The sequence below is a fragment of the Gloeocapsa sp. PCC 7428 genome, from assembly GCF_000317555.1.
Taxonomy (GTDB): domain Bacteria; phylum Cyanobacteriota; class Cyanobacteriia; order Cyanobacteriales; family Chroococcidiopsidaceae; genus Chroogloeocystis.
Genome location: NC_019745.1, coordinates 1 through 26,169, shown reverse-complemented (window position 1 = coordinate 26,169; position 26,169 = coordinate 1). Strand labels below are relative to the sequence as shown.

General features: G+C 42.9%; 25 protein-coding genes. 12 read left to right on the top strand and 13 right to left on the bottom strand.

The window, feature by feature from the left end; all coding sequences use genetic code 11:
• Positions 1–696 carry a response regulator transcription factor gene (locus tag GLO7428_RS00130; RefSeq protein ID WP_015186520.1) on the top strand — a complete coding sequence of 232 codons (696 nt, stop codon included), beginning with the start codon at positions 1–3 and terminating at the stop codon, positions 694–696.
• Positions 697–710: 14 nt separating this feature from the next.
• Here the strand turns inward: GLO7428_RS00130 and GLO7428_RS00125 are convergent, their stop codons facing one another.
• Both GLO7428_RS00125 and GLO7428_RS00120 read right to left on the bottom strand, forming a co-directional pair.
• Positions 711–1,241, bottom strand: coding sequence for a pentapeptide repeat-containing protein (locus tag GLO7428_RS00125; RefSeq protein WP_015186519.1), 531 nt, complete (start codon positions 1,239–1,241; stop codon positions 711–713).
• A 96-nt stretch (positions 1,242–1,337) separates the two neighbouring features.
• Positions 1,338–2,228 (bottom strand): DMT family transporter, encoded by an 891-nt coding sequence (locus GLO7428_RS00120; RefSeq protein ID WP_015186518.1) that lies wholly within the window; start codon positions 2,226–2,228, stop codon positions 1,338–1,340.
• A 162-nt stretch (positions 2,229–2,390) separates the two neighbouring features.
• Between GLO7428_RS00120 and GLO7428_RS00115 the strand changes: the two genes are divergently transcribed.
• Positions 2,391–3,443, top strand: coding sequence for a serine hydrolase (locus tag GLO7428_RS00115; RefSeq protein ID WP_015186517.1), 1,053 nt, complete (start codon positions 2,391–2,393; stop codon positions 3,441–3,443).
• Between the two features lie 42 nt (positions 3,444–3,485).
• Here GLO7428_RS00115 and GLO7428_RS00110 read toward each other — a convergent pair whose 3' ends face one another.
• Both GLO7428_RS00110 and cysS read right to left on the bottom strand, forming a co-directional pair.
• Positions 3,486–4,589, bottom strand: a complete 1,104-nt coding sequence (locus GLO7428_RS00110; RefSeq protein WP_015186516.1) for an AI-2E family transporter — start codon at positions 4,587–4,589, stop codon at positions 3,486–3,488.
• Entirely contained in the window at positions 4,574–6,046 is a 1,473-nt protein-coding gene (gene cysS, locus GLO7428_RS00105; protein WP_015186515.1) for a cysteine--tRNA ligase, read from the bottom strand. The genes GLO7428_RS00110 and cysS overlap by 16 nt, the downstream gene beginning before the upstream one ends.
• Positions 6,047–6,181: 135 nt before the next feature.
• Between cysS and GLO7428_RS00100 the strand changes: the two genes are divergently transcribed.
• The gene (locus GLO7428_RS00100) at positions 6,182–7,267 is read left to right on the top strand and encodes a GTP-binding protein (RefSeq protein ID WP_015186514.1); all 1,086 of its coding nucleotides are present in this window, start codon (positions 6,182–6,184) and stop codon (positions 7,265–7,267) included.
• A gap of 97 nt (positions 7,268–7,364) precedes the next feature.
• Here the strand turns inward: GLO7428_RS00100 and GLO7428_RS00095 are convergent, their stop codons facing one another.
• Positions 7,365–8,252 (bottom strand): Rpn family recombination-promoting nuclease/putative transposase, encoded by an 888-nt coding sequence (locus GLO7428_RS00095; RefSeq protein ID WP_015186513.1) that lies wholly within the window; start codon positions 8,250–8,252, stop codon positions 7,365–7,367.
• Positions 8,253–8,334: 82 nt separating this feature from the next.
• Here GLO7428_RS00095 and dtd point away from each other — a divergent pair, with 82 nt between their 5' ends.
• The 3 genes from dtd (at position 8,335) to GLO7428_RS00080 (ending at position 9,944) form a co-directional block, all read left to right on the top strand.
• Complete coding sequence (gene dtd, locus GLO7428_RS00090) at positions 8,335–8,796, top strand: D-aminoacyl-tRNA deacylase (protein ID WP_015186512.1); 462 nt, start codon at positions 8,335–8,337, stop codon at positions 8,794–8,796.
• A 135-nt stretch (positions 8,797–8,931) separates the two neighbouring features.
• The gene (gene psb28 / locus GLO7428_RS00085) at positions 8,932–9,267 is read left to right on the top strand and encodes a photosystem II reaction center protein Psb28 (RefSeq protein WP_015186511.1); all 336 of its coding nucleotides are present in this window, start codon (positions 8,932–8,934) and stop codon (positions 9,265–9,267) included.
• A gap of 158 nt (positions 9,268–9,425) precedes the next feature.
• The gene (locus GLO7428_RS00080; RefSeq protein WP_015186510.1) at positions 9,426–9,944 is read left to right on the top strand and encodes a molybdenum cofactor biosynthesis protein B; all 519 of its coding nucleotides are present in this window, start codon (positions 9,426–9,428) and stop codon (positions 9,942–9,944) included.
• Between the two features lie 33 nt (positions 9,945–9,977).
• Here GLO7428_RS00080 and mraY read toward each other — a convergent pair whose 3' ends face one another.
• On the bottom strand, positions 9,978–11,072 hold the full coding sequence (gene mraY / locus GLO7428_RS00075; protein ID WP_015186509.1) for a phospho-N-acetylmuramoyl-pentapeptide-transferase: 1,095 nt from the start codon (positions 11,070–11,072) through the stop codon (positions 9,978–9,980).
• A gap of 301 nt (positions 11,073–11,373) precedes the next feature.
• Entirely contained in the window at positions 11,374–11,607 is a 234-nt protein-coding gene (locus GLO7428_RS00070; protein ID WP_015186508.1) for a DUF3134 domain-containing protein, read from the bottom strand.
• 288 nt (positions 11,608–11,895) lie between these two features.
• Between GLO7428_RS00070 and GLO7428_RS00065 the strand changes: the two genes are divergently transcribed.
• Positions 11,896–12,477, top strand: a complete 582-nt coding sequence (locus GLO7428_RS00065; protein WP_015186507.1) for a PAP/fibrillin family protein — start codon at positions 11,896–11,898, stop codon at positions 12,475–12,477.
• 19 nt (positions 12,478–12,496) lie between these two features.
• On the opposite strand, the gene GLO7428_RS00060 is transcribed toward GLO7428_RS00065, so the two are convergent.
• Both GLO7428_RS00060 and GLO7428_RS25760 read right to left on the bottom strand, forming a co-directional pair.
• The gene (locus GLO7428_RS00060; RefSeq protein ID WP_015186506.1) at positions 12,497–14,362 is read right to left on the bottom strand and encodes a bifunctional diguanylate cyclase/phosphodiesterase; all 1,866 of its coding nucleotides are present in this window, start codon (positions 14,360–14,362) and stop codon (positions 12,497–12,499) included.
• A 294-nt stretch (positions 14,363–14,656) separates the two neighbouring features.
• Positions 14,657–15,487 (bottom strand): 2OG-Fe(II) oxygenase, encoded by an 831-nt coding sequence (locus tag GLO7428_RS25760; RefSeq protein ID WP_015186505.1) that lies wholly within the window; start codon positions 15,485–15,487, stop codon positions 14,657–14,659.
• Positions 15,488–15,837: 350 nt separating this feature from the next.
• On the opposite strand from GLO7428_RS25760, the gene GLO7428_RS00050 reads away from it, so the two are divergent.
• From GLO7428_RS00050 to GLO7428_RS00030, 5 genes are all read left to right on the top strand, one after another.
• The gene (locus GLO7428_RS00050; protein WP_015186504.1) at positions 15,838–16,620 is read left to right on the top strand and encodes a PD-(D/E)XK nuclease family protein; all 783 of its coding nucleotides are present in this window, start codon (positions 15,838–15,840) and stop codon (positions 16,618–16,620) included.
• A gap of 22 nt (positions 16,621–16,642) precedes the next feature.
• The gene (locus GLO7428_RS00045) at positions 16,643–17,278 is read left to right on the top strand and encodes a GNAT family N-acetyltransferase (protein ID WP_015186503.1); all 636 of its coding nucleotides are present in this window, start codon (positions 16,643–16,645) and stop codon (positions 17,276–17,278) included.
• A 77-nt stretch (positions 17,279–17,355) separates the two neighbouring features.
• A complete protein-coding gene (gene recJ, locus GLO7428_RS00040; protein WP_015186502.1) occupies positions 17,356–19,719 on the top strand; it encodes a single-stranded-DNA-specific exonuclease RecJ in 2,364 nt (787 codons plus the stop codon).
• Between the two features lie 262 nt (positions 19,720–19,981).
• Positions 19,982–21,292, top strand: coding sequence for a carboxyl-terminal processing protease CtpB (gene ctpB / locus GLO7428_RS00035; RefSeq protein WP_015186501.1), 1,311 nt, complete (start codon positions 19,982–19,984; stop codon positions 21,290–21,292).
• Between the two features lie 131 nt (positions 21,293–21,423).
• Complete coding sequence (locus GLO7428_RS00030; RefSeq protein WP_015186500.1) at positions 21,424–22,113, top strand: response regulator transcription factor; 690 nt, start codon at positions 21,424–21,426, stop codon at positions 22,111–22,113.
• Positions 22,114–22,508: 395 nt separating this feature from the next.
• On the opposite strand, the gene GLO7428_RS00025 is transcribed toward GLO7428_RS00030, so the two are convergent.
• The 4 genes from GLO7428_RS00025 to dnaA all read right to left on the bottom strand — a co-directional run bounded on the left by GLO7428_RS00025 (position 22,509) and on the right by dnaA (position 26,154).
• Complete coding sequence (locus GLO7428_RS00025) at positions 22,509–23,201, bottom strand: PHP domain-containing protein (RefSeq protein ID WP_015186499.1); 693 nt, start codon at positions 23,199–23,201, stop codon at positions 22,509–22,511.
• 352 nt (positions 23,202–23,553) lie between these two features.
• Positions 23,554–24,201: a hypothetical protein gene (locus tag GLO7428_RS00020; protein ID WP_015186498.1), complete on the bottom strand. Its 648-nt coding sequence runs from the start codon at positions 24,199–24,201 to the stop codon at positions 23,554–23,556.
• Positions 24,180–24,662 carry a pantetheine-phosphate adenylyltransferase gene (gene coaD, locus GLO7428_RS00015; RefSeq protein WP_015186497.1) on the bottom strand — a complete coding sequence of 161 codons (483 nt, stop codon included), beginning with the start codon at positions 24,660–24,662 and terminating at the stop codon, positions 24,180–24,182. Before coaD ends, GLO7428_RS00020 begins: the two co-directional genes overlap by 22 nt.
• A gap of 118 nt (positions 24,663–24,780) precedes the next feature.
• Complete coding sequence (gene dnaA, locus GLO7428_RS00010) at positions 24,781–26,154, bottom strand: chromosomal replication initiator protein DnaA (protein WP_015186496.1); 1,374 nt, start codon at positions 26,152–26,154, stop codon at positions 24,781–24,783.
• Positions 26,155–26,169 lie beyond the last annotated feature (15 nt).

The following is a 26,169-nucleotide window of genomic DNA, read 5'->3' as shown; positions in this document are numbered from 1 at the left end:
ATGTTACCTGCAAAGACATTGCGGATTCTGCTTGTTGAAGATGATGAACTATTTCGCCTGGGTTTGCAAGTAAAGCTGCAACAAGAATCAGATATGGAAATTGTTGCTGAGGCTGAAGATGGCGAGACAGCGATAGAAATTGTTAAGCATTCTCCACTTGATGTTGTGCTATTAGATATCGGATTACCAGGAATCGGAGGAACAGAAGCTTGTCGTCAAATCAAGCAGCTAAATCCTGATTTACCAATCTTAGTGCTAACTTCGCATTCGCACGAGTCTTTGATCAAGCGATTGATTGCAGCAGGGGCGCAAGGATATTGTTTAAAAGGAATCGCCGCAGAAACTTTGATTTTAGCACTGCGCTCAGTAGCCGCAGGCGCATCGTGGTGGGATCGAACTGCGACAAGTGAGATCCGTGCTACATTTGACAGGGCAGCAACCGCAGAAACTGCCAAAAATGAAGAAACGCTGGATTTACCCTTAACGCGACGCGAACAAGAAATTCTCGCTTTAATTGCTGCTGGAAAATCAAATCAAGAAATTGCCGCAACGCTTTATATTACGCCTGGTACAGTGCGAGTTCACGTTCATACAATTATTCAAAAACTAGGAGTTCGCGATCGCACTCAAGCTGCTGTTTTAGCAATTCAGAAACACTGGGTAGCAGCTTCACTGCTTGCAGAACAAGATGATTAGATACTGCTATATCTTTAGCGACAACCTAAGCTTTCGCGTGTGGATACGCCTGTAACAGGATTGACACCATCAGCGCGATCGCACAATAAAGAAACTTGATAGCGATCGATTAATGCATCGGTAAAATCTGCACCCGTAATATCCGCATCAAAAAGCCGCGATCGCGTTAATATCGCTTCTTGCAAAATAGCATTTTTTAGATTGGCTTCATCCAAAGTAACGCGGTCAACTAATGCACCCGTGAGGTTAGCGCCTTCTAAATTAGCGCGGAGTAAAACACCTTTAGTCAGAATTGCATTTGTTAAATCTGCACCTTGAAAATTTGCTTCGCGCATTTCGGCTGCAACAAAGACTCCGCCTACCAAGTTAGCGTGGGAGAAGTCACGATTTTCTAGATGTGTATTACTATAGTTGATTGTATTGTCTTGAGCTAGGGCTGGCTTTGCGGCTAAAAGTACCCATAACCAAGCAAGGCACAATATCAATACAATACCGAGTAGACGCATCAGAGTTTTTTGAATGAGTTTGATTGTTGGCGATCGCATCGTTATCACTGATGTAAAATTTTTCTTCGTACTTTGATTAAAAGCCCTTAATCGCCATATTGGATATTACTTTGAATTTTACCAAAGACGAGCGCGTTAATTGCGTTGAATCGCCGATGTTCGCCCGATTGCCACACTCGTTACTACAATCATTGCAGCAATTAAGGTAAAGGGTGCGATCGCCTCTCCCAACAAAATTGCAGATGCCAAAATCGTTAAAAATGGCTTTAAAAGTTGCATTTGCCCTACCCGTGCAACACCTCCAATTGCTAAGCCCTGATACCAGGGGAAAAAAGCCAGAAGTTGACTGATAATGCTCACATAGCCAAATCCTAACCAAGCTGTTGGCGAAGCAACTAAGCCATGTTGTAACACCGCCTTTGCAAAAGGTACACTCAACACAGGAGCCGCAATGACCAAAGCCCAACAAATAACTTGCCAGCCTCCCAAAATTCGCGCTAAACGTCCGCCTTCTGCATAACTAATTGCAGCCGCCATTCCTGCACCCAGCAAGACAACATCAGCCCATTGCATTTGCCCAGCACCAGAGAAGATTGCAAAAACAATCACTGTGATACTACCGGTGATGCTTGCCAACCAAAATCGCCGCGAAGGACGTTCGCGCACAATTATACTCCCAGCAAGTGCTGTTGCTAGCGGCATCAACGCTAACACAACTGCGCCATGTGCGGCGGGTAACTGCTGCATCGCCCAAGCTGACAGCAAGGGAAACGCTAAAACCACTCCAGCCGCAACGATAATTAAACCTCGCCAATGTTTGCGTGCAGGTCTTCGCTGATGATTCGCCCACAAAACAATTACTGCTAGAAAAGCTGCGATGATTGCACGTCCTAAACCTACGATTGTCGGATCGAGTTTTACAACTGCAACACGGGTAGCTGGTAAGGTAAGACTAAAGCCGAGTACACCAAGAAAGCCATAGCCTAAACCGATTGTTTCTCTATCAATACGGTGCTTCGCGCACACCTACACTCTCCTTAATCACCAGGCTTATTTTTAATATCTTCTATTGACTTATTTTTGAGAAGGTACAAATTCATTCAATTTGTACTAGTACAGTAGTAGTAATTAAAATTGTGCTGGTTTAATTCATAATCAAAGCTAAATCTATTTGATATCAAAAACAATATGAATTCATTATTAAAAAAACAATTACAAAAGCAGCTTGACGAGTCACTTCTTTTCACGCCATGCTTGGGTGTTAATGTCACAATTTCCGATGAAAAATATGGTTTTTGGACAGGAAGTAGTGGATTCTTAGAACTAAAGACAAGAACACCAATGCCAACAGATGGTCAATTTTATATCTATAGTATTACAAAAACATTTACTGCCGTTTGTGTATTGCAAATGGTTCAGAATGGAAAATTATCTTTAGAAGATCCAATTATAGATTGGCTCCCTAATTTACCACTACCACGCTCTGTAACAATCAGAAGACTACTGAATCATACTAGCGGTGTACCAAATTATTCAATAGCAACTTATATGTCAGCGGTAGAAGCCAGTCCTTCATTACCTTGGTCATACAATAAATTTTTAGAGTTAACTTGTACAGGAAAATTAGATTTTGAGCCTGGTTCTAGTTTTAATTACTCAAATACGGGTTATATGTTGTTAGTCAAGTTGATTGAGACTATTAGCAAAATCTTTGCTAATAGTCTGAAAAACCAGATCTTTCAACCTTTAGGATTGCAAAAAACTTACGTTGCTCAAGACATAGACAAAGGAACTTTAGTACCTGGGTTTTGTAGATATCTTAACCCCAATAGATTAATAGAAAATGTGATTCCTAAATATCATCCAGGATGGTGTGCTACAGGTGTAATTGTCTCTACAACTCATGACGTTGTTCAATTTTACAATAATCTTTTTTCTCATAAACTACTTACACCAGAACAACTTATTGAGATGCGTCAGTATGTATCTATTGGTCAAAACACATCTCCATTTTTTAAGAAACCTAGTTATGGACTAGGATTAATGATCGATCCAGAATCTAACTATGGCGAACAATTTGCGCACGGTGGCGATGGTCCTGGCTACAATACTTGGGTAATGCATCTACCCAATTTTCAAGGACATAAACTCACAGTGGCAGTATTTTGCAATACAAGTATGGGTAGTCATCCATTCAATTTGATCAACGATCTGCTTTTTGTTTTGAGTAATGTCCAATGAGGTTAAAAACTCTACTACATTATCTAAAAATCCGCACTTGAATTAAACACTAGATTGCACCTTTACCACATTCTCTTCACTCGCTTCTTTCCCTTCAGCTAAACGCTTTGGTTGCAAATAAAGGTTTTCTAATAGTACTGAAGTTCCTGCTATCCAAGGAGGAACAATGACAGCACCGATAATACCTAAGACTTGAGTTCCACCCAGCACTGCCAAAAGTTGATACAGTGGGTGAACTTGTACCGAAGAACCTACCAACAAAGGATCGAGTACATACGTTTCCAAATTCTGGATGATGACAAATAATAGAAGTACCCAAAAGAAAGTTAAACCACCTTGGGAAAGTGCCACAATCAAAGCAGGAACCGCACCTAAAACAGGTCCAATAAAAGGAATTAAATTAGTAAAGCCAGCAATGACACCTAAAGCTAAGGCAAACTCTGACAAGCCTAAAATTCCTAAACCCAGCGTTATGGCAATTCCTAAAATTCCAGATACTAAAACTCGACCTTGAATATAACCACCCATTCTTTGACTAATTGGAATTACTTGCGCGTCAAGGCGTTTATCCCAAGGTTGCGGAAATAAGTTAACAATTCCTTTGATTAAGTTTTCGCGCCCAGCAACCATATAGCCAGAAATTAACAGCGCTAAGATTAAACTTAGTACGCCATCAATAATGCTGCGCGTGAAGCCATAAGAACGTACGATAAGTTGTTGACCTGAACCAATAATCCAGCTTGTCAAGGCTTGCGTATCAAAAAAGCGGTCAATAAATTCAGGTTGTTCAGTTCCTAGCCTCAAAGCAATGTTTTCTGCTAAAGTGCGGAGATTATCGAGGTAAACCGGAATTAAGCTCACTAAAGTTTGCAGTTGTTCAGCTACAGTAGGACCAATAATTAATCCGGCTGCAATGACGATCGCGAGTAAAGTAAGATAAACGCTAGTAACTGCTAACCAGCGTGGTACGCGGAGTCTTTCAGCTTTTTCGATAACAGGTGCGATCGCCGCCGCAATCACGACTGCAATCATCACCGTTACGAGCAAACTCCGCAATTGCCACAACAGCAATATGAGAAAACCTGTCGCTACAATCAGTAGCAGGTTCGTGACAAATCCACGATTGCGATTTAGTTGCGATGCCATCGCGTTACACCACCAGGCTGGTCAATTAACGTGATACCCTGATTTTGCAGTTCGTTACGAATTCGATCCGCCTGCGCAAAATTCTTCGCTTTTTTTGCTGTAAGTCGCTGTTGAATTAGATTCTCAATTTCCTCATCGCTGATACCATCGACGATTGTTTCTGCTTCGGGTTCGGCTTCAAACCCTAACACTTGCGCCAAAGTCACCAGCGTATGCCATTGTTGTTTTAATTGTTCTGGTGGAGTTTCCGTTTTGCCTTGATGTACCAAAACATTTCCTTCGCGGCGTAAATCTTTAGCTAACTCAAACAGAACTGCTAACCCTCCAGGAAAATTAAAATCATCATCGACTTCTTCCTCAAAGCGCTGCACAACTTCCGGTATCAGTATCAAATGACTCCCTCGCTCCTCGCTCCTCGCTCCTCGCTCCTCCCATCCTAATTGCTTGCCGTACTGATAGCCGAACAGCAGTCCTTCTTTGAGCGTGTGCCAACCATTCGTCGCGGCGGCGATCGCTTCATCGGTAAAATCGATGGGTTTGCGATACTGCGCGGTTAACACAAACAGTCGCACCGCCATTGGGTCTGTCGGGCGGTCTAACAATTCCCGAATCGTGATAAAGTTACCTAAAGACTTGGACATCTTTTCGCCATCTACTGTCACCATGCCATTGTGCATCCAGTAATTGGCTAACGGTTTACCTGTCACAGCTTCGGATTGGGCAATTTCGTTTTCATGATGCGGAAAAATTAAATCTGCACCACCAGCGTGAATATCAATCGTCTCGCCCAAATTGTCACGCACCATCGCGGAACATTCGATATGCCAACCAGGACGCCCTGCGCCCCAAGGTGAGTCCCACGCGGGTTCTCCAGCTTTTGCACCTTTCCATAACGCAAAATCAAACGGATCTTTTTTCTTTTGATATTCTGGATCTTCGACGTTGACGCGATCGCTTGCGCCTGCTTGCAAATCTTCTAATTTGCGCCCCGAAAGCTTACCATAAGGATTAAACTGACGTACCGCGTAGTAAACATCGCCATCAGCGGGGTAGGCGTAGCCTTTTTGTTCTAACTCGTATACCAAGCGCTTAATTCCATCAAGCGTATGCGTTGCACGCGGATAAGCATCGGCTCTTTTGATATTCAACCGATCCATATCCTCAAAATACGCTTGGATATAACGTTCGGCAACTGCTTGCATCGTCGATCCTTCTTCTCGCGCCCGATTGAGAATTTTGTCGTCAATATCTGTGAAATTTTGGATATACTTGACTTCATAGCCACGCCATTGTAGGTATCGACGAACGACATCCCAAACAATACACGCCCGTGCATGACCCAAGTGGCAGTAATCATAGACTGTGACACCACAGTAATACATTTTTACCTTGCCTGCTTGCAGCGGCGTAAAGGTTTCTTTCCGACGGGTAAGCGTGTTGTACAGCGTTAGGGTCATGACAAAATGGTGAAATGAGCTTTTCGGCAATAATAGAAGTTAGTGGAATGTGTCAGCTAGCAATCCTAAGAAAGTAGCTTTGATCGCCCTGTAACTCTATATTCCTATTTTTTGACATTTTCTTTCCTCACAGCTATGCAATCTACAGCAACTTCCGATCATCAAGCAATGGACGCTCCAAAGCGCGGTTTGCCGGTTACTATTATTACGGGTTTTTTGGGTAGCGGTAAGACAACTCTACTTAATCATATCTTGGCAAATCAGGAAGGCTTGAAAACTGCGGTTTTAGTCAACGAGTTTGGTGAAATTGGCATCGATAATGAGCTAATTATCCAAACGGGTGATGATATGGTGGAACTCAGCAACGGTTGCATCTGCTGCACCATCAATAATGACCTTGTAGAAGCAGTTTATAAAGTTCTCGAACGTCAGGATCAAGTTGATTACCTCGTAGTAGAAACAACTGGACTCGCCGATCCTCTACCTGTAGCGTTGACTTTTTTGGGAACTGAGTTACGCGACTTAACGCGCTTAGATTCGATTATCACCATGGTAGATGCGGCAAACTACAGTTTGGATTTGTTTACTTCACAAGCCGCGCATAGTCAAATCGCTTACGGTGATGTGATTATTCTCAACAAAGCCGATTTGGTAGAAGAAGCCGAGTTAGAGCGCTTAGAAGGTAAGATTCGCGAAGTCAAAGAAGGTGCTAGAATTCTGCGAACGACGCGATCGCAAGTTCCGCTACCATTGATTTTAAGTGTTGGTTTATTCGAGTCTGATAAGTATTTTGATGCTGAAGACGAGCATCATCATCACGATCATGACCATGACCATCATCATCACGACCACGATTGCGAACATGACCACCACGATCATCACCATCACTCGCACCACCTAGAAAACGATGGCTTCACCTCAATATCGTTTCAAAGTGATAAACCGCTATCGATTCGCAAGTTTCAGTATTTCTTAGATAATCAATTACCTGAAACTGTATTCCGTGCTAAAGGTATTTTGTGGTTTGAGGAAAGCCCCAAACGTCACATTTTCCACTTGTGCGGTAAGCGCTTTAGCATTGATGATGAAGAATGGAACGGTGAACCGAAAAATCAGTTAGTGTTAATTGGGCAAAATCTTGACCATGACACGCTGCGCAGGCAATTAGAAAACTGCGTTACTCTTCCTTCGGTATCGCGTGGTAGAGGTTTCGGGAAGTAAACACAAGAGAGTTAAGAGTTTTCTTAGAAAGAATTCTTAACTCTCACTTTCTCTAAATTGCTGTAGCACTAGCTGGCTAGAATCGGGCGATCGCGCTTCACGCACCTCTGCCATTAATGCTGCTTGCTAACTGCTGCACTACCTCCAGTGATAACCGAGTGACTCGCGCTACCATTTCTATCGCCATTCCTTCGCGTAATAGATTAGCAGCTACTGAACGCACTCCTTCTTGAATACCCTCTTGGATGCCTTCTTGAAGTCCTTCCGCACGTCCTTCCGCACGTCCTTCCGCACGTCCTTCCGCACGTCCTTCCGCACGTCCTTTAGCGAGTCCTTTAGCGAGTCCTTCTGCACGTCCTTCTTCTACTAAAGCTTGATACGTTACTGATTCCTGCATGAGTTCCCTCCGCAGTACCTGTTGCACAATGTCTTTCTCTAATACTAACCCAGCTAGAATAAATGCTGACGCGGCAACATTGTTTTGTACGCGTTGATCTGGAATCTTAACGATTTCCTGCGCTACTTGCTGTAATGTTTCTACACGGTTACGAGTTTGACTCAAAACTGCGAGGGGTAATAAGCCTGGATATTGTAGAAAAACACTTGTTGGTTGTTCCCAAAGACGAATGACTTCAAATTGATGACGTGTTTTTTCGAGGACAAACGTTGTTTGTTGTGCGAGTTCAGAGGTTGATTGTCGTAAATAAATGACGACTTGGTGCATCTGCTTGAAGGGGAAGCGACGATACACGCGCAGTCGATAATCAATCATCCGAAATGGAATATCAATTTTGGGTTGAGTTTGAAATTCTAAATGTAGTACAACTTCTTCTGCCTCTAGCAAGATCAACGCATCAGCGCGAATCGGTTCTAATGATAGTTCTGAAGGACTTAACTCGGTGAAAGTCAGCGATTTTCCGAGTAGCCAGTTAGCAAAGTCGCTAGAAAAATTCTCGACTAAAAATTTACAGATATTATCAAACATGAAGCGATTTTATCAGGTGATTTGTGCGAATCGCGGTTGCTAGAAGCTAGTATTTTGCAAAGTAGTGAAAACTTTAATAGATATGCGTGTTGTCATTCAACGAGTCAAATCTTCGCAAGTTGCCGTTGATGGTGAAATTGTCGGTAAAATTGGGCGAGGACTAAATTTACTTGTAGGGATTGCTGATACCGATGCAGAAGCCGAACTCGATTGGATGGTACGCAAGTGCTTAGAGTTGCGCATTTTTCCTGACGAGGGTACTAGTGGCGATCGCTTTTCCAAATCTGTGCAGGAAATCGGCGGTGAATTATTAGTTGTGAGTCAGTTTACGCTTTATGGCGACTGTCGCAAAGGTCGTCGTCCTTCTTTTGACCGTTCTGCTTCGCCTAAAGTAGCTATAGATTTATATTATTTGTTTGTGAGTAAGCTACGGCAAAGTGGTTTAACAGTGGAAACTGGCATATTTGGTGCAATGATGCAAGTTTTGATTGAAAACGACGGTCCAGTTACTATTTTACTCGATAAGGAGCGTACTGAGTATTAGGATATACAATTGCTACTTTGGCAGGAATGCTTAAAAATGTACTTTGAACCCACGTATTACCAACGACCAATTACCAAAAAAATGAGAAAATATGAAGTTACGATGAGATCAAACCAAGCTTAGTCGCAAAGTATTATGGCTCAAATTCAGTTTTTTAGAGGCGTGGATGAAGAAGTTGTTCCTGATGTGCGGTTAACGCGATCGCGTGATGGAAGCAACGGTACAGCAACTTTTTACTTCCAAAATCCCCAAGCGCTTAGCAGCGAAGCGACAGAAGAAATTACCGGAATGTACATGATTGACGAAGAGGGAACAATCACAACTCGCGAAGTCAAAGGTAAGTTCGTCAACGGTAAGCCAGAAGCCCTAGAAGTATTCTATTTGATGAACTCTCCTGATGAGTGGGATCGTTTCCTGCGCTTTATGCAGCGCTATGCCGAAACTCATGGCTTAGAATTTAGCAAGTCGTAATATTATCTCCGGTTAAATCACCAAATTATTATTGAGTTACTAGTTGCTAGTAGTTAGTTGCTAGTCACTCTTTCGCGAACCACTAACTACTAATCACTAGCCACTTGAATTGTTAGTAATTAACCGGATTTGATCTAAATTTATTCCTTTTAACTTGAATGGCACATCAGCCACACCCCGATACAACAAGCATCGCAGTTAACTGTGCTGTGATTACAGTAAGTGACACGCGCACGTTTGAAACCGATAAAAGCGGTCAAATTATCAAACAGTTCCTTTTGGATGCGGCTCATAATGTGGGGGCGTATACGATTATTCCAGATGAGCCAATACAAATTCAGGATCAACTACAAAGCTTAGCGAGTAACGTTGATTTAGACGCAGTTATTTGCAACGGTGGTACTGGAATTGCCCCCAGAGACACCACTTACGATGCGATCGCCAACCTCTTAGAAAAAACTCTACCTGGCTTTGGCGAGTTGTTTCGTTATTTAAGTTACCAAGAAATTGGTTCGAGAGCGATCGCCTCACGAGCGATCGCTGGCGTATATCAAAATAAACTTATTTTCTCGCTCCCTGGTTCTTCTAACGCAGTCAAACTAGGAATGCAGCAGTTAATACTACCAGAACTGGTACATTTAGTGAGCCAAATTAGGGGAAATAAGGTTAAAAGTTAGCGACAGTGAAAATTGTATAACAACCTCGATTCGCTAACTACTCAGCCACAAACATACTCCAACTAAAATAACGTTTATCAAGTAAAAAACAGCAACAACTTGTAATTCTGACCAGCCGGAGAGTTCCAAATGGTGGTGTAGAGGTGCCATTTTAAATAAACGTTTGCCGACACCATTGTCATCTTTCGTTGCTTTATAGTAACCGACTTGCGCCATAACAGAGAGCGTTTCCACAAAAAAGATACCACTTAGGATGAATAACGCCCAAAGTGAGTTACTGAGTAATCCGACAGCAGCTAAGGCACCGCCCAAGGCAAGCGAACCAGTATCTCCCATAAATACGCGGGCTGGGTTACGGTTGTGTACCAAAAAGCCTAAACAGCTACCACTCATACAAGCACAAAAAATCATTAGTTCGGGTGCTGTAGGCGCAACTAAGGCACCTAATCCTAAGAATGCGATCGCAACTGTTCCCCCAGCTAAGCCATCAACACCGTCTGTTAAGTTAGTCGCATTACTCTCTGCTACCAGCACAAAAACTGCCAACAGCCAAAATAGCAAACCTAATGGCAAAGTATAACCAAAAGGTAAGCTTACTGTAGTAATACTAGCTTGACTCCACCACAGCCACAAACAAAATACTACCGCAAACCCAATTTGTAGAGCCAACTTCATCCGTGGCGAAATTCCTTTATTCGATTTGCGTCGGAGAATTTGCCAATCATCAAGCCAACCAATCGCCGCATATCCTAATGACAACAAACACACTGCAACGACGTTAGTTGCAAAACTCGATAAAATTGCCGCACAGACAATCCCGACAGGTATAAAAAACACGCCTCCCATAGTTGGCGTGCCTGCTTTCTTTAAATGCGCTTGCGGACCATCCTCACGAATGACTTGCCCAGTTTTTAACTTAACTAGCAATGGCACGACACCATACCCTATCCCCGCAGTCACGACTCCACAGATAATCAAAGGTAGGCTGAGCGAAGTCACTTGCCAAGGCAATCGATTCGCAGTCCAATCCAAAACGAATGCGGCAACGCTGAGTGCCACACTCAATAACACAAGTAAATTAGTACCAGATAAATAAAATGAAGATTCCGAAGATGATTTAGCTTCCACGAAAATCCCTCACAACAGCACATTTTTGGGCATTTACACCTTGGTTTCTTGATGGCGATAATTTCACCACAAAACTGGAGTAACCAGCATAGAGTTTAAGGGGTGTTTGATTTGCCGTCAAACGAAATTGCTATGAAGGTTTTCCGGTAATTCATTCGTATTGCCAAGAATAACTCTGTTGAAGTAGTCTTTTGTCCCCCAACCCTCACCAGTTCCCACAGTGGCGTAGATTTAGGGGCAAGAAGCCTCAAACTTGAGCCGGAAGCTATATGTATACACCGCAGGTTTTAGCGGCATAATGTTAATCTTCCACTTCGACGATATCATCGTCATCATCAAGATCGTAGGACATATCATCAGGGTCCATCAAACCTGCAATCTCTTCTTCATCATCTAAATAATTTGGCTCTTGGTTGTCACGCGCTATCAAGCGACCTGATGACTCTAACCAATCGAGTAACGAAGATTCATTCTTTAAAGGAATCACACCAGCTGGTTGATCGCGGGGTTCTTCACGCAGAGCAGAGTTACGCATAATGCAAGTCTTGTGAAATTGAATTGACTATTGTATCTATATACTTCAAGTTTATCAATATCAACAAATCGTTGAAAACCTACGTTGATTATAGTGGCGGCACATCTACTTAGTGCAATCTTGATGCTGACAATTGTCAAAAAACTTATTAGCCATCAGCGACGCAATCGACTGAGAATAGTTAGCATAGTTCGCCAAGTGAGTTGGAGTGAGGCTCATCAACCTCGATACTCCAAAAGTTGATGTTGTAGAAATTAGCAATCAGCTAGAAAAATAGGCAAGGGTGCGATGGTAGACAAGGCAACATTATTAGAAGCGATCGCCGGCAAGAATCGGGGATTACTCGCAACGGAACAAGACAAGCAAGCGATTTTAATTGCGATCGCTCAATTAGAAGACCGTAACCCTACTCCTCGCCCCGTCGAAGCTGGGGAATTGCTGGAAGGTAACTGGCGACTTCTGTACACGACAAGTAAAGGTTTACTAAATATTGACCAATTGCCATTACTCAAGCTTGGTCAAATTTATCAATGTATTCGCGTAGCAACAACCAGCGTATACAACATTGCAGAAGTTTATGGCGTTCCTTTTTTAGAAGGCATGGTAGCGGTTAGTGCGCGGTTTGAGCCAATGAGCGATCGCCGCATAAAAGTCAAATTCGAGCGCTCGATTCTCGGATTACAACGTCTAGTAAGCTATAAGTCTCCAGGTGAGTTTATTTCGCAGATTGAAGCTGGTAAAAGATTTGCAGCAGTTGATTTTCGGTTAGATAGCCGCGAACAACAAGGATGGTTAGATATTACTTATCTTGACAATGACTTACGCATTGGACGCGGTAACGAAGGTAGCGTCTACGTGTTGAGTAAATAGCGATCGCAAGTGTCAATAACTATATTATGGACGCGATTAATGCTGCCGCTGCATTTTTATCTAAAGGTTTAGAAAATAGGTATCCTTGTCCATATTTACACTGTAGCGTTTTCATTTGCATCATTTGTTCGACAGTTTCTATTCCTTCTGCGATCGCGTCCATACCTAAATTCTGAGCCAGTGACATAATGACCTGAACAATCTTTGTTTTCTCATCACTTCTGTTGATAGTGTTAATAAAAGAACGATCAATTTTGAGGACATCAACAGGAAAGCGGTGTAGAGAACTTAAAGATGAATAGCCTGTACCAAAGTCATCGAGATATATTTCAATACCCAAATCTCTTAATCGCAGAAGCATTGCAGTTGCAGATTCTGCATTCTCCATAATTGTACTTTCTGTAATTTCCAACTTTAAGCTATGTGCATCAAGATTCGTTGATTGCAGAATATGTACTATTTGCTCAACTATATCTGGTTGTGAAAACTGTTTGCTAGAAAGATTCACGCTCATTGTTAAAGATTGAGCAGAAAATTCTAACTGCCATGTACGCAACTGACGGCACGCCTCGAAAAGTACCCAATAGCCAATCGGAACGATCGCTCCAGTTTCTTCTGCTACCGAAATAAAATCTGCTGGGTTAAGCAAGCTACGCGTTGGATGTTGCCAGCGGATCAGCGCTTCAAAACCAGTAATTTTTCCCGTTTCCACTAAGACAATCGGCTGGTAGTAAACCTCAAACTCTTGACGTTCAATTGCGCGTCGTAGATCGTTCTCTAGTTGCAAAAGCTTGACAACCGAGTCATGCATTTCTGTATCAAAAACTTCGTAACGAGCCTTACCAAGAACTTTCGCTCGATACATTGCCGTGTCAGCATCGCGAAGCAAATCTTCAGCTTGGCGATCAGCTGTTGTGCTGAGGGCGATGCCTGTACTAATGCTAGTAAAGACCTCGTGTCCTGTCAGGTTGAACGGCAATGACAGTTTAGCTTGAAGCCGCTCTGCTACATCAATAGCGTCATTAATATTCTTAATATTATCAAGCAAAATAACAAACTCATCGCCTCCAAGGCGAGCCACCGTATCCTCAGGGCGCAAACACGCCTTTAATCTACAGGCAGTTGCAATGAGTAGCTGATCGCCAACCATATGCCCAAGGCTATCATTAACAACCTTAAACCGATCTAAATCGATAAAAAGCACAGCAAACAAATAGTCTGTCTGCCATTTTGCCTTTAAAGTTGCCGACTTCAACCGCTTTATAAACAGCGATCGATTTGGCAAACCTGTTAATTCATCATGAAAAACATGATGCCGTAGTTTCGCTTCTGATTTCTGGCGTTTAACAATGTTTTGTTTCAAATCTTTTAAATTGCGTCGCAACTCTAATTGCGCTACGACTTGATCAGCTAGAATTCTTAGAAATTGTATTTGTTCGCAACTTAATTCGCGTGGTACATGATCGAGTACACATAGAGTTCCTAATATAAAACCGTCAGGAGTCATTAAGGGCGCACCCGCATAAAATCGAATTCGAGCATCGCCAACGACAAAAGGGTTGGTGGCAAACCGCTCATCCACTAAAGTGTCTGGAACAACGAATAATTCAGCTAGCTCGATAGTATAAGCGCAGAAAGTAATATCGCGGGGTTCTTCTGTTGCCATGAACCCTATTTTTGATTTGAACCACTGGCGCTGGGCATCGACTAAACTAATCGCTGCAATTGGAGTTTTGCAGATGTAAGCAGCCAAGCGAGTGATGTTATCAAAGTGTGCTTCAGGAACAGTATCTAAAATCTGGTACTGACAAAGCGCTTTCAAACGCTTGATTTCTGTCTCAGGTAGTTTACGCTGCCAATAAGAGTTGGTACGACTCGGAAGCATAGCAAGCTTGGTAAATGAACCATGATGGATGCTGTGGTCAATTTTTCTAGCAATAAAGTGATTATACTTGTTTGCTCTGCTTACAATACCAGCCGTTATAAACGGAAATTCAAGACTATGTTTGGTACATGGATAATATTCTAAAAAAGGATATCACCCATGTCCATAGACAATTCAGACCGCTACAACAGCGTTTGTAAGCATCAGTTTTGTTACACGCCTAATTAAGCATTGTGAGTTAAAACTCAGCTTGTCATCACTATCGTAAACAATAACTGATGAAATGAAGAGCTACTAACTCCAATATGTAAGAGGCATATTCTGACCGCGATAGCCCACAAAGCATGACATCGATACTCGCGGGCCCTGTCTTGATGGACGTACGGCATGAATTCGCCCTGAATCAAAGAGAACTAAATCACCGGCGCGTGGTTTGTACAGCACTTCTGACGAGGGGAGCTTGTTTTGATCAAAGTGTAGTTCGTCACAAGCAAGTTCGAGAAACTCTTGATAAGACGGTTTCATTCCCCAAATCTCTAACTCTCCACCAAATTTTGCTTCGCGTAAGTATATATTTGCAGAAAGCTGAGACAAGAGCAGCCCATCGCTGGAGTTATCTACAATATCGCGCGCTAAGACGTCTTGATGCGGGGGAAGTTCAAAGCTATCCTCGAACATCCGTGCAATACCCACCATCATCGGTCGTCCGTGGATATTTTCGAGCCGAGCGCCTGCTGACCATATCTCTTCAAGCTCAACTCGTAGCTTATCGATTGGGGAAAGGTACGGAAAGCAAGTATTTCTGATGGTATTACGCATACGCTGAGCTTCTGCATAGTAACGCTCTAAGAGTACTGGATCTCCTTTGGTCTCAAAAAAAGTTATTCCCGTTCTTTGAACACCAACATTTTGCGCTCTTATGTAACGGGAAAACTCTGGAAGCTTTAGCAATCTTTTGCACAGATGCTCGCAAAGCCACTTTGGGTAGTAGTTGGCAACACATAAGGCAATACATTTACCTTGTACTAAATCAACTAAGTCTTGTCGTGTGAGAACTTTTGTCGTTTTAATCGGTAATGTTTTAATGTCTTGAGCCAACTCTTTACGAGCTATGCTGAGTTTCATAGCAATCCTCCAAGAAAGTAAATTTGGGATGAAACTAATTTAGTTACAGAAAGCCCATAAACTCATCAAAAACATACCTGAAAGTTTTAACAACATCCCTAGAAGTTATGGAAAGCTGAGAAAAGACTAAATCGGTTACTAACTTGTGAGGTGTTGACCTTTATTCGAGCAATTCGTTGCTAATGATTTGAGTATGAATTGTGGATGCTCTGCGACTCGCTGGGGGTGCTGCCAATTAACAGCCTTGACAAGATGTTATAAATCAAATAAAAAGGCTATATACAAACTGCATTTATCTATAAGCCTCTTGAATAACTTAAAATTGAATAAAGCTAGTCATTAATAGCTCTATGCGTTTATCTCAAGGGCAGCTAAACTTACTTGAACGTTGCCCGCGTCAGTTTCAGCATACTTACCTAGAGCAGCTTGCGTCGCCTGCAAGTTTAGAGCAACAAGAACGGCTGACGTGGGGAAGTCGGTTTCACCTACTCATGCAACAGCGCGAACTCGGTTTACCAATTGCATCTTTGGTGCAAGAAGATACTCAATTACAACGCTGGATGAGTGCTTTTGCAAGTGTTGCACCAGAAATCTTAACACCGGATATTGCTAGCCAAGCCTTCCGTGAAAGCGAACATTGCCGCACGTTGCAAGTTCAAGATTATTTACTAACGGTGATTTATGATTTATTAATCGCCGACGATCGCCAAGCCCAAATTCTTGATTGGAAGACTTACTCCAAACCTCAAAACCGCCGCGCTTTGCAACAAAACTGGCAAACACGTCTTTACTTATATGTGCTAGCAGAAACGAGCGAATACGTACCCGAACAGTTGTCGATGACTTACTGGTTTATTCAATCTGAGGATCAGCCACAAAGTCTGAAGTTTACTTATAACAACGCTCAGCATGAAAAAACAGCCCAACAACTAAATGACCTATTACGTCAACTTACACAGTGGTTGCAACGTTACGAACACGGTGATCCATTTCCCCAAGTCACATCGGGTAGTAAGTTTTGCGATCTTTGTCAGTATGCAACACGCTGTAACCGCGATCGCTACGATGAAGAAGTCACTTCTGTGCAGCACTTGCTGCCAAATCTTGTAAATATCCAAGAAGTCCCTTTGTAAAGGACTGAATAGGAAATGAGTTATGACGCACGATCCGAGCGATTCGGTAAATACATCCTCAGTTTATGTCCGCGAGCTAGAAATTGATGACCTTGCTCCTGTCTATCACTTGGGAGAAAAGTTATTTACCAGTGATTTATATCCTTACTTGTACCGGACGTGGGATAAGTGGGAAGTGATCGGACTTTATAACACCGATCCTGAATACTGTCTCGTTGCAGAAATCGACGGCGAACTAGCAGGATTTATCTTAGGAACTGTCATTACAAAAGGTTCTTGGACATACGGTTACATTATCTGGTTAGGAGTTAACCCCAATTTTCAACGCCGTGGTGTTGGGGACACATTGGTAGACAAACTTATTGAACGCATGATTGAAGATGGAGCGCGGTTTATGCTCGTTGATACCGATCCTGCGAATGTACCCGCAGTAAAATTTTTTCAACGTAAGGGCTTTGGTAACAGCCGTCAGCATATCTTCTTATCGATGAATTTAAGTAAAAATGAATACTATGGTAGGCTCATTGCTTACGAACGGCAAAAAGCAGAAAGGGCAGGTTATAAGCGATCGCGTCCTGCTGCGCTATCACGCAAACCCGAAGGCATCCCTGGTGAGGTTGCCCTCAATTCTCTAGTAGACGAAAATAATCAGCAGTGAAGAGCTTGTTTATTTTACTTCTCTAAACTCTATGTGCAAGGCTTGCCTTGCCCTTCTGACCCCTGAACCCTCAGTTTATGCCTGAACAACCGCAGTGGCTTATACCATCTTTTGCATCACCGCCTGAATGGTTTATCCAGGCTGTCAGTAATTACTGTCCTAACTCATCAGGGAAATTTGCTGCACAGCTACTTTGGCAACGCGGAATTCAAGACCAAGAAAGCTTAGATACGTTTGTCAATCCTCAAGCTTACAAAGCTGCAAGCCCGTTTGAATTTGGCAAAGAAATGCATCAAGCGGTAACGCGATTGCAGCAAGCACGCGATCGCCGCGAAAAAGTCGCGATTTGGGGAGACTTTGACGCCGATGGGATTACTTCAACCGCCGTACTTTGGGATGGTCTAGGACAGTTTTTTAACCAAAATGCTGATTTATTTTATTACATACCCAATCGCATTACAGAGTCACACGGTCTTAACTGCCAAGGAATTGATATTCTTGCCCAACGAGGTACGCAGTTAATCGTTACTTGCGATACAGGTAGCACAAATATTACAGAAATTGAATACGCCCAACAACTTGGTATCGATGTCATTGTCACGGACCATCATACACTACCGCCAGAGCGCCCGTCGGTTGTGGCAATTATCAATCCCCGCTATTTACCAAACGATCATCAATTATTTCATCTTTCTGGTGTTGCTGTTGCGTATAAACTCGTAGAAGCATTGTACCAAAAGATACCCAATACTTCTCAGCAACCATTAGAAGATTTACTTGATTTAGTCGCAATTGGCTTAATCGCAGACTTAGTTCAACTTTCAGGAGATTGTCGCTATTTGGCGCAGTTAGGTATTGCTAAGATGCAACACGACTTTAAGCAGCCAGCAGCACAGCGGCGACGTCCAGGGGTTGGCAAGTTATTAGAGTTGTGTCAGAAAAGTGGCGATCGCCCGACAGATATTTCCTTTGGTTTAGGCCCGCGCATCAATGCGGTAAGTCGAATTCGCGGTGACGCGAGTTTTTGTGTCGAATTACTCACAAGCCACGACATACAACGTATTGAGCAGCTAGCACAAGATACAGAACTTGCAAATTCTCGACGTAAATCTTTACAAAAAGACGTTGCGCAACAAGTTACAGCAAAACTACAGCAGCTAGATTTATCGACGACGAGTGTCATCGTATTAGAAGATCCACAGTGGTCTGCTGGCGTGCTTGGTTTGGTCGCTGGACAAGTCGCGCAAGAAACGGGACGCCCGACAATTTTATTAAGTACTGAAGGAATTACTGGCGTAAAAAACACTTCTAGCCCCCTAGCGCGTGGTTCAGCACGTTCGGTCAATCAAATTGATTTGTATCAGTTAGTCCAGGATCAGGCACATTTATTGCATCGTTTTGGGGGACATCCTTTCGCCGCTGGATTGAGTTTAGCTGTGGAAAATATTCCTTTGTTTTCTGAGGCGATTAATCAAAGATTACGACAATCTTTAAGTAGTAGCCTGACAACACCAACAATTCAAGCAGACTTGGCGTGTACTGTCCAAGACTTAGGCAAAGATCTCTTTTGGGAATTAAAATTACTCGAACCGTGCGGAATGGGAAATCCTGTACCTAAACTGTTGATTCAAAACTGCTGGTTTGAAAATGCTCGGCATCGTAATATTCGAGATGCACAAGGCAAAGAAGTAAAATACATCAAAACAGAGTTCATCCTGCGTGATGATTCGACTCCAAAAGGATTTCCTGGAATTTGGTGGGGACATTACCGCGAAGAAATTCCTCCAGGGCGGTGCGATGTCATCGTAGAACTTGATTACAATTCTTACTCAGATCCAATAAAAGATAAAAAGCCACATTATGAGGTACGGTTAATTGCAGTTCGCGCCACTGAAACTACGGTTAACTCTACGGTTCAAAGTCATCTAAGTCAGATTCTAGATTGGCGAAATCAAGATAATATAACGCAGCTAGCTGCTCAACAACCAATTTTGCTGCTGGAAACTTGCCCAAATAGTTGGGATGATTTACGTACTTGGTTTAAGCGATCGCTTGGCGAAAAAAAACAGCTAGTGCTAGCCTGGAAAAAGCCACAATTTCTTACACCCAATCAAATTTGGCTTTCGTTACTCGGAATTGCAAAATATATCAGTCGCACTGGTCAAACTGTTACGCGGTTTCAACTATGTCAAAAACTAGCGATCAGCGATCAAACACTCAAACCAGGATTTCAAGCTCTCAGTAGTATAGGTTTTAGTATTAGTTCTGTTGACCGAGGTTTTATCATTACTTGGCAACCACAAGCCATAGTATCTGAAGCTAAATGTTTGCAAGTTATTGAAAAATTCTTAATGGCTGTGCAAGAAGAACAATTTCAACAACAATACTTCTCAACTGTTCCGTTAGCCACTATTCAAGCAATTGTACGCGGCTCAAGCTGATAAAAAAATTACCACTACTAATGCCTCACTCCTCATCCATCTCAATGACACTGCGGAAACTGGCACAAAATAATAGATAGATACATGAGTAATCTGAGTATGGTGAAAACAATATTGTTTAAAACTACAACGAAAGTTTATCTGTTTTTACTGTCACTACAGACTTACCAGGTGTATAGTCGATAGCAACAACCACTCAGTGTAAAGATATAGACGCTGAGTAAAAATAAATCTAACCGTAAAAATTACTTCGCCAATTCCAATGCAGCAATATACCAAACGCTTCTCGTTGCTCCATTTTGCTTTATTTAGCGGCGCGATCGCCACAACGTTAACGATGTCTGTACTTCCAGTACGTTCTGTCCGCGCCGCCATGCAAGACAGTCCAAAAGCCTTAGTAGACGAAGTTTGGCAGTTGGTAAACCGCGAGTACGTTGACAGCACCTTTAACAAAGTCAATTGGCAACTCAGCCGACAAAACCTTTTAAGCAAGAACTATACCTCTAAGGAACAAGCCTACAATGCAATTCGCGCAGAACTAGAGAAACTGGGCGATCCTTACACGCGCTTTCTCGATCCCCAACAGTTTGCAGCCCTCACAGATCAAACCGCCGGAGAACTCTCTGGCGTTGGGATTCGCATGGAAGTCAACGAACAAACCAAGCGTCTGACTGTGGTAGAAGCTATCGAAAATTCTCCGGCACTCAAAGCTGGGCTTAGATCAGGCGACGAGATCCTCGCGATTGATGGCAAACCAACCCAAGGGTTAGATGTTCAGCAAGCTTCTAACATGATTCGCGGTAAGGCGGGGACGCCTGTCAATTTAAGAATCGGACGTTCTGGGCAACAAAATTTAGACGTGAGAATCACGCGGGCTAAAATCGAAGTGCCGACAGTGCGCTATTCTGTCAAGCAAGAAGGCAAAAATCGCGTTGGTTACATTAGCTTAAGAGAGTTTAATGCGCACGCCGCAGAACAAATGCAACGGGCGATCTACGATCTCAACCGCCAACAAGTAGATGGCTATGTCTTAGACTTGCGGGGTAATCCTGGCGGGTTGTTGCAAGCGAGTATTGAAATTGCGCGGATGTGGCTGGATACGGGTGATATTGTGCGCACTGTAGACCGACGCGGAAAAAGTGAAAAAATTGCCGCTAATCGGTCATCCTTAGTAAAGCAGCCTGTCGCGGTTCTTGTCGATGGCAATTCGGCTAGCGCAAGTGAGATTTTGGCAGGAGCACTCAAAGATAATAATCGAGCCGTTGTTGTCGGTAGTCAAACTTTTGGTAAAGCATTAGTGCAATCGGTGCATTCACTTTCTGATGGTTCCGGCTTGGCAATTACGATCGCGCATTACTACACTCCCAAAGGTACGGATATTAGCCATAAGGGAATCACGCCTGATGTCAAAATTGACTTAACCGAAGCACAGGTACGTCAGCTAGCAACTAACCCAAACTTAGTTGGTACTCAAAACGATCCGCAGTACGCCCGCGCGATCGCGGTTCTAGGGACAAATTCCTTGGCTCAAACTGCACCAAATCAAACGCTGAAGTCATCGGGTATGCGGTAGTTAAGAGTGGCTAGTAGCTAGTGATATAGTGGCTAGTTTTGAGTTTTGAATGGAAGATATTTGCATAACTCGTAACTCCTCTGCCCCTCATTTTAGCTACATTGAAAAAGATAGCGTCAAGGGAAACGTAGATGTCCGCACAACTTTTACTGGTAGACGATGAACCAGGCTTGCGAGAAGCTGTAAAAGATTACTTGCAAGAAAGTGGTTTTACGGTGCAGGTGGCTAGTAATGCGCAAGAGGGATGGGAATTGTTACAGCAAACTACCCCTGATTTAGTCATCTCTGACATCATGATGCCACAGGTAGATGGCTACCAATTCCTAAAACAAATGCGCGACGATCCTCGTTTCCAAACTTTACCCGTCGTGTTTCTCACGGCAAAAGGTATGACTACAGATCGCATTCAAGGCTATCAAGCAGGGGTTGATGCTTATTTACCAAAGCCCTTTGATCCCGATGAATTGGTCGCCATTGTGGAAAACTTAATTGCGCGTCGTACCGCCACACACTCAGGTGAATTGGGCGAAACACCTGATATTGCCGATTTAGCCAATCAAATTGCTCAAATTAAAGCACTGTTGACTCAGCGTCAAGGTATTACAACAACTCCGGCTCCGATTAAAATTGACTTAACTCCGAGAGAACAAAGTGTTTTAAATCTCGTTACCGAAGGGCTAATGAATAAGGAAATCGCCCGTCGTTTACAAACTAGCGTGCGTAATGTCGAAAAGTACGTTAGTCGCTTGTTTAGCAAAACAGGTACAAATAGTCGCACTGAACTAGTACGCTTTGCGCTAGAACATGGTTTGACGAAATAACTGAAATAATTGTTTTCTCAGCGAATAAATTTGGGGTAAGGTATACCTTGCCCCCTTAATAGGCTGTGGCAATTTTGTTTCTGTAGCCCTGAAGAAAGTTACACAGCCTTCTTATTCTGAGCCATAGATTAAGAAGTATTGCGATGCTTTAATTTTTACTCACTATTTGTTGATAAATGCAAGCTTAATGATAAATTAAGCACTATAGCTCACTTAATAAATAAAAAGCATGAAAGTTACCAAACACTTAGGCGAATCAATTGCTCTAGGTTTCGTTTTCGTATTGACAAGTGCTGGCATTATTACAATTATGTCAGTGTTTTAAGCGCTATCATTTAACATCTTTTAATAACTTATTAATATTACCCTGTTTCAGTGAGAACAGGGTATTTGTTTTATAGACGTTTTAATAAGCTCAAGCCGTGAGTATCAGTGCCGCAGGTACTTAATAAGTTATGATGTCTTGCTAATTGTTGCACCCGTTGGGTTTCAGTGGCGCTAGGACGCCAAGGCTGAGGATTGTCGTATGCGTAGAAACTTTCTACGCCATCGATTCCTAAAGAAGCTGCTGCGGGAATTAAGTCTTGCGGCGATCGCTTATAACGTGCGGGATGCGCAAGTACCGCTAACCCACCTGCTTGATGAATTGCGGCGATGACATTATTTGCTTGATACGCCTTACCAGTCGTGGTTTTTCGTTGTAAATAAGGCGTGATACTCAAGTGTTGATGATCAAACGCATACCCCAAGATATGAACGTCTACATCCAATAAGTTGGCATTAATTTCTACACCCGTCCAAACTCGTGGTGCAGTGTACTCTAAGTGAGGGATGCTTAACTTTAATTCATCGAGGTAGCGCTGCGCGACTTGACAACCACTAACAGTGTGATGATCGGTAATCGCTAGGTCTTGCAAACCAATTGCGATCGCCTGTTGAATTAACTCTTCTGGTTGCAATCGACCATCCGAGTGAACCGTGTGCAGATGAAAATTAAAATGTCGCGGACAACTTTGGGCATTAACCTTTTGGAAGACCTGCTTTAAAGCTTGCGACGATGCATTAGTTTGGGCGAATTCGACAGCCATAACCGCCTCTCGTACCTATGTACGTTTCTTGACTATCTTTATAGATACTTTACCCAAATAGCAATAAAAGTATACACGAAACGCGAGTTACGGAAACAATTACAACCTTAGGGCAAAGTTTTATTTCGTTATGTTAAGACTGTAGCAAAATAAAACGTTAATGGTCATGCAAATTAGTTATCAGAATTTTAAATGAAACAAATGTATTGGAAAAGAAAGCTTCTTACTTAGGTTGACATAATTAAATATCACACTTGTTGGGGGCGGTAATTGGTAATAGGTACTGGGAAGTTGCTCGGTGTTCTTGCCAATCACTCATTACTCATGACCAGACAAGTATTATTACTTAGAATCAATCACCGATTGCTCGTCCCTCGTCGCGTATTCCTATTGCTTTTCCTGGCGGTTGTAGTTGTTGTCTACCGTTACGAATAATACGGAGCATATCGTTAAGTTGCTGCTCGATACTTCTAAGAACGCTATCAGCATACTCATCTGCGCCATTTTGAATGTCTTCAGCTTCCGCGATCGCGGAAGCTCGAATTTGTAATAATTCCTCTTGAGCCTGACGACGCATTTGGTCGATTTCCGCTTGAACTTGCTGCTGGATAGCGATGCAATCTTGCTCAACTTGCTGGCGAATTTCTTGTGCAGCGGCTTCGGCTTGGCGCACAATCGTTGTTTCATTCAGTAATTGTGCTGCTTTAGCTTCTGCGGCTTGGATAATTTCTTGCGCGTGTTGCTCACCTTGCAACAAAATTTCTTTCTTTTGCTCGACAATCGCTTGCGCTTCTTGAAACGCCGTCGGTAGACTAAAGCGAATTTGGTCAAGCTGATCGAGCAACACTTCCTCATCAATTAAAGTTTTGCGCGTTAGTGGAATGCGAGGACTGGCAAGAATAATTTCTTCCAGTCGGTTTAACGCCTCCTGGATATCTATATTTCTAGCTTCCTGAGGAATCTGTTCAGGAGGGGTTTTTAAGGGGTCTTGGTGTGACATCGGTAGATATCTAGGGCAACGTGCTGAGGAACAAGATGATCGACGGAACCACCAAATTTGGCAATCTCTTTCACCACACTACTACTTAAAAAACTATGCTCATTAGAAGTTGCCAAAAAAACTGTTTCGATATGCGCAGAAAGTGTTTTATTCGTGTGCGCCATTTGTAGTTCCGCTTCAAAGTCAGAAATTGCGCGTAAACCCCGTAGGAGAACTTGTGCTTGCCGCATTTGGGCGTACTTTACCGTCAAACCGTCGAAGCTGTCTATTTCTACATTCGCCAAATGGGATGTTGAAATCCGGATCTGCTCTAGCCGTTGTTGTACTGAAAACAATGGCGTTTTGTTTGGGTTACGCAACACAGCGACAACGACGCGCTCAAAGAGGCGACAGCCACGCTCAATGATATCAAGGTGTCCCAAAGTAATTGGGTCAAAGCTTCCAGGATAAATAGCAATCACGCTGTTAGCAGTGTCGGAGTTACTGAGAAATTATACCTGTTTAAGAAGGAGTCAGGGATAGGGGATCGGGGGTCAGGGAGGAAAAATGAGAGTTATTGATGATAAATAACTAAATAACTTAAGAAGAATGACGGCTGGCAAGGTTAATGCGATCGCTCAAGTGTCTTAGTGTTTGTGCCAAGTTTGTATCATTTTCGCGTAACTGCGCGATTTTGTCACAGCTATATATCACAGTTGTATGGTCTTTGCCGCCGAATTCTTCGCCAATTCTTGGTAAACTCAAATCCGTATGTTGCCGCATCAAATACATACCAATCTGACGCGCCCAGCTAATTTCGCGGCGGCGCGAGTTGCCTTTAAGGTCTTCGACAGAAACATCAAATTCATCTGCAACTACCATGAGTACAGCATCGGGAAAAGCTTCTACTTTTTCTACGGGTGGATTAAGAACGGGAGCAATATTTTCGACATTCATCGATAATCCAGAAATAGAAATATAAGCAACTGCTCGAATTAAAGCGCCCTCTAGTTCGCGAATGTTCGACTTATAGTTAAAAGCAATGTACTCAATCACCTCTCTTGGTAAGCGCATATTCTCGTACTCGGCTTTCTTTTGCAAAATCGCCATTCTTGTTTCTAAATCGGGTGGTTGAATATCCGCGATCAAGCCCATCGAGAAGCGCGAACACAATCTTTCTTGTAAGCGCGGAATTTGATTTGGTGGACGATCAGAAGCCAAAACAACTTGCTTACCAGCTTCATGCAATGTATTGAATGTATGAAAAAATTCTTCTTGCGTGTACTCTTTCCCTTCAATAAACTGAATATCATCGACCAATAGCACATCTGCTGCGCGATAATGTTCGCGAAAGCTTTGCATACTATCTTTCCGAATTGAGGCAATGAGATCGTTAGTAAATTGCTCGGTAGAGACGTAAAAAATTCTGGAGTTAGGACATATTTCTAAGCGGTAATGCCCGATCGCCTGCATCAGATGCGTTTTTCCTAATCCGACGCCACCGCACAAAAACAAAGGATTGAATTCACGCCCTGGTGATTCAGCTACCGCTAAAGCTGCGGCGTGTGCCATGCGACTATTTGCACCAACAACAAAGCGAGAAAATACATATTTAGGGTTTAGTTCGATTGGTTTAGGTCGGTTATTTAGCAGTGGTACACTTGGTGGTTCAATCGGTACTGGCCAAGCAACTTCGGGTTCGCTGACAGAAGTTACGCCGTTTTCCTTGGTGACAGTGATCTGAACCTCAACAGGATGACCGAGAATTTCCTCAACGACGCCGACAATCGTTTTGATGTAGTACTTTTGTAGCCAATTACGTGCAAACGGGTTAGGTGTACAAATAACCAAACAGTTATTTTCTAGTTGCTGCGCGCTAGCCGTTTTGATCCAAGTCTCGAAGGTGGGTCGAGTTAACTTCTCCTGTAGCCGCTCTAGTACCTGACTCCACAGACTTTCAAGCGAAAGTTCCACTGTTTACCACCTCTA

What these genes read in the sequence shown, in the direction of transcription:
- GLO7428_RS00100 (WP_015186514.1), top strand. Translation starts at nt 6,182, where the DNA reads ATGCAATCTACAGCAACTTCCGATCATCAAGCAATGGACGCTCCAAAG.
- GLO7428_RS00050 (WP_015186504.1), top strand. Translation starts at nt 15,838, where the DNA reads ATGCGTTTATCTCAAGGGCAGCTAAACTTACTTGAACGTTGCCCGCGT.
- recJ (WP_015186502.1), top strand. Translation starts at nt 17,356, where the DNA reads ATGCCTGAACAACCGCAGTGGCTTATACCATCTTTTGCATCACCGCCT.
- GLO7428_RS00060 (WP_015186506.1), bottom strand. Translation starts at nt 14,362, where the DNA reads ATGCTTCCGAGTCGTACCAACTCTTATTGGCAGCGTAAACTACCTGAG.
- GLO7428_RS00070 (WP_015186508.1), bottom strand. Translation starts at nt 11,607, where the DNA reads ATGCGTAACTCTGCTCTGCGTGAAGAACCCCGCGATCAACCAGCTGGT.
- dtd (WP_015186512.1), top strand. Translation starts at nt 8,335, where the DNA reads ATGCGTGTTGTCATTCAACGAGTCAAATCTTCGCAAGTTGCCGTTGAT.
- GLO7428_RS00025 (WP_015186499.1), bottom strand. Translation starts at nt 23,201, where the DNA reads ATGGCTGTCGAATTCGCCCAAACTAATGCATCGTCGCAAGCTTTAAAG.
- GLO7428_RS00045 (WP_015186503.1), top strand. Translation starts at nt 16,643, where the DNA reads ATGACGCACGATCCGAGCGATTCGGTAAATACATCCTCAGTTTATGTC.
- GLO7428_RS00130 (WP_015186520.1), top strand. Translation starts at nt 1, where the DNA reads ATGTTACCTGCAAAGACATTGCGGATTCTGCTTGTTGAAGATGATGAA.
- GLO7428_RS00030 (WP_015186500.1), top strand. Translation starts at nt 21,424, where the DNA reads ATGTCCGCACAACTTTTACTGGTAGACGATGAACCAGGCTTGCGAGAA.
- cysS (WP_015186515.1), bottom strand. Translation starts at nt 6,046, where the DNA reads ATGACCCTAACGCTGTACAACACGCTTACCCGTCGGAAAGAAACCTTT.
- GLO7428_RS00095 (WP_015186513.1), bottom strand. Translation starts at nt 8,252, where the DNA reads ATGTTTGATAATATCTGTAAATTTTTAGTCGAGAATTTTTCTAGCGAC.
- GLO7428_RS00125 (WP_015186519.1), bottom strand. Translation starts at nt 1,241, where the DNA reads ATGCGATCGCCAACAATCAAACTCATTCAAAAAACTCTGATGCGTCTA.
- psb28 (WP_015186511.1), top strand. Translation starts at nt 8,932, where the DNA reads ATGGCTCAAATTCAGTTTTTTAGAGGCGTGGATGAAGAAGTTGTTCCT.
- GLO7428_RS00110 (WP_015186516.1), bottom strand. Translation starts at nt 4,589, where the DNA reads ATGGCATCGCAACTAAATCGCAATCGTGGATTTGTCACGAACCTGCTA.
- GLO7428_RS25760 (WP_015186505.1), bottom strand. Translation starts at nt 15,487, where the DNA reads ATGAAACTCAGCATAGCTCGTAAAGAGTTGGCTCAAGACATTAAAACA.
- GLO7428_RS00065 (WP_015186507.1), top strand. Translation starts at nt 11,896, where the DNA reads ATGGTAGACAAGGCAACATTATTAGAAGCGATCGCCGGCAAGAATCGG.
- GLO7428_RS00080 (WP_015186510.1), top strand. Translation starts at nt 9,426, where the DNA reads ATGGCACATCAGCCACACCCCGATACAACAAGCATCGCAGTTAACTGT.
- GLO7428_RS00020 (WP_015186498.1), bottom strand. Translation starts at nt 24,201, where the DNA reads ATGTCACACCAAGACCCCTTAAAAACCCCTCCTGAACAGATTCCTCAG.
- GLO7428_RS00115 (WP_015186517.1), top strand. Translation starts at nt 2,391, where the DNA reads ATGAATTCATTATTAAAAAAACAATTACAAAAGCAGCTTGACGAGTCA.
- ctpB (WP_015186501.1), top strand. Translation starts at nt 19,982, where the DNA reads ATGCAGCAATATACCAAACGCTTCTCGTTGCTCCATTTTGCTTTATTT.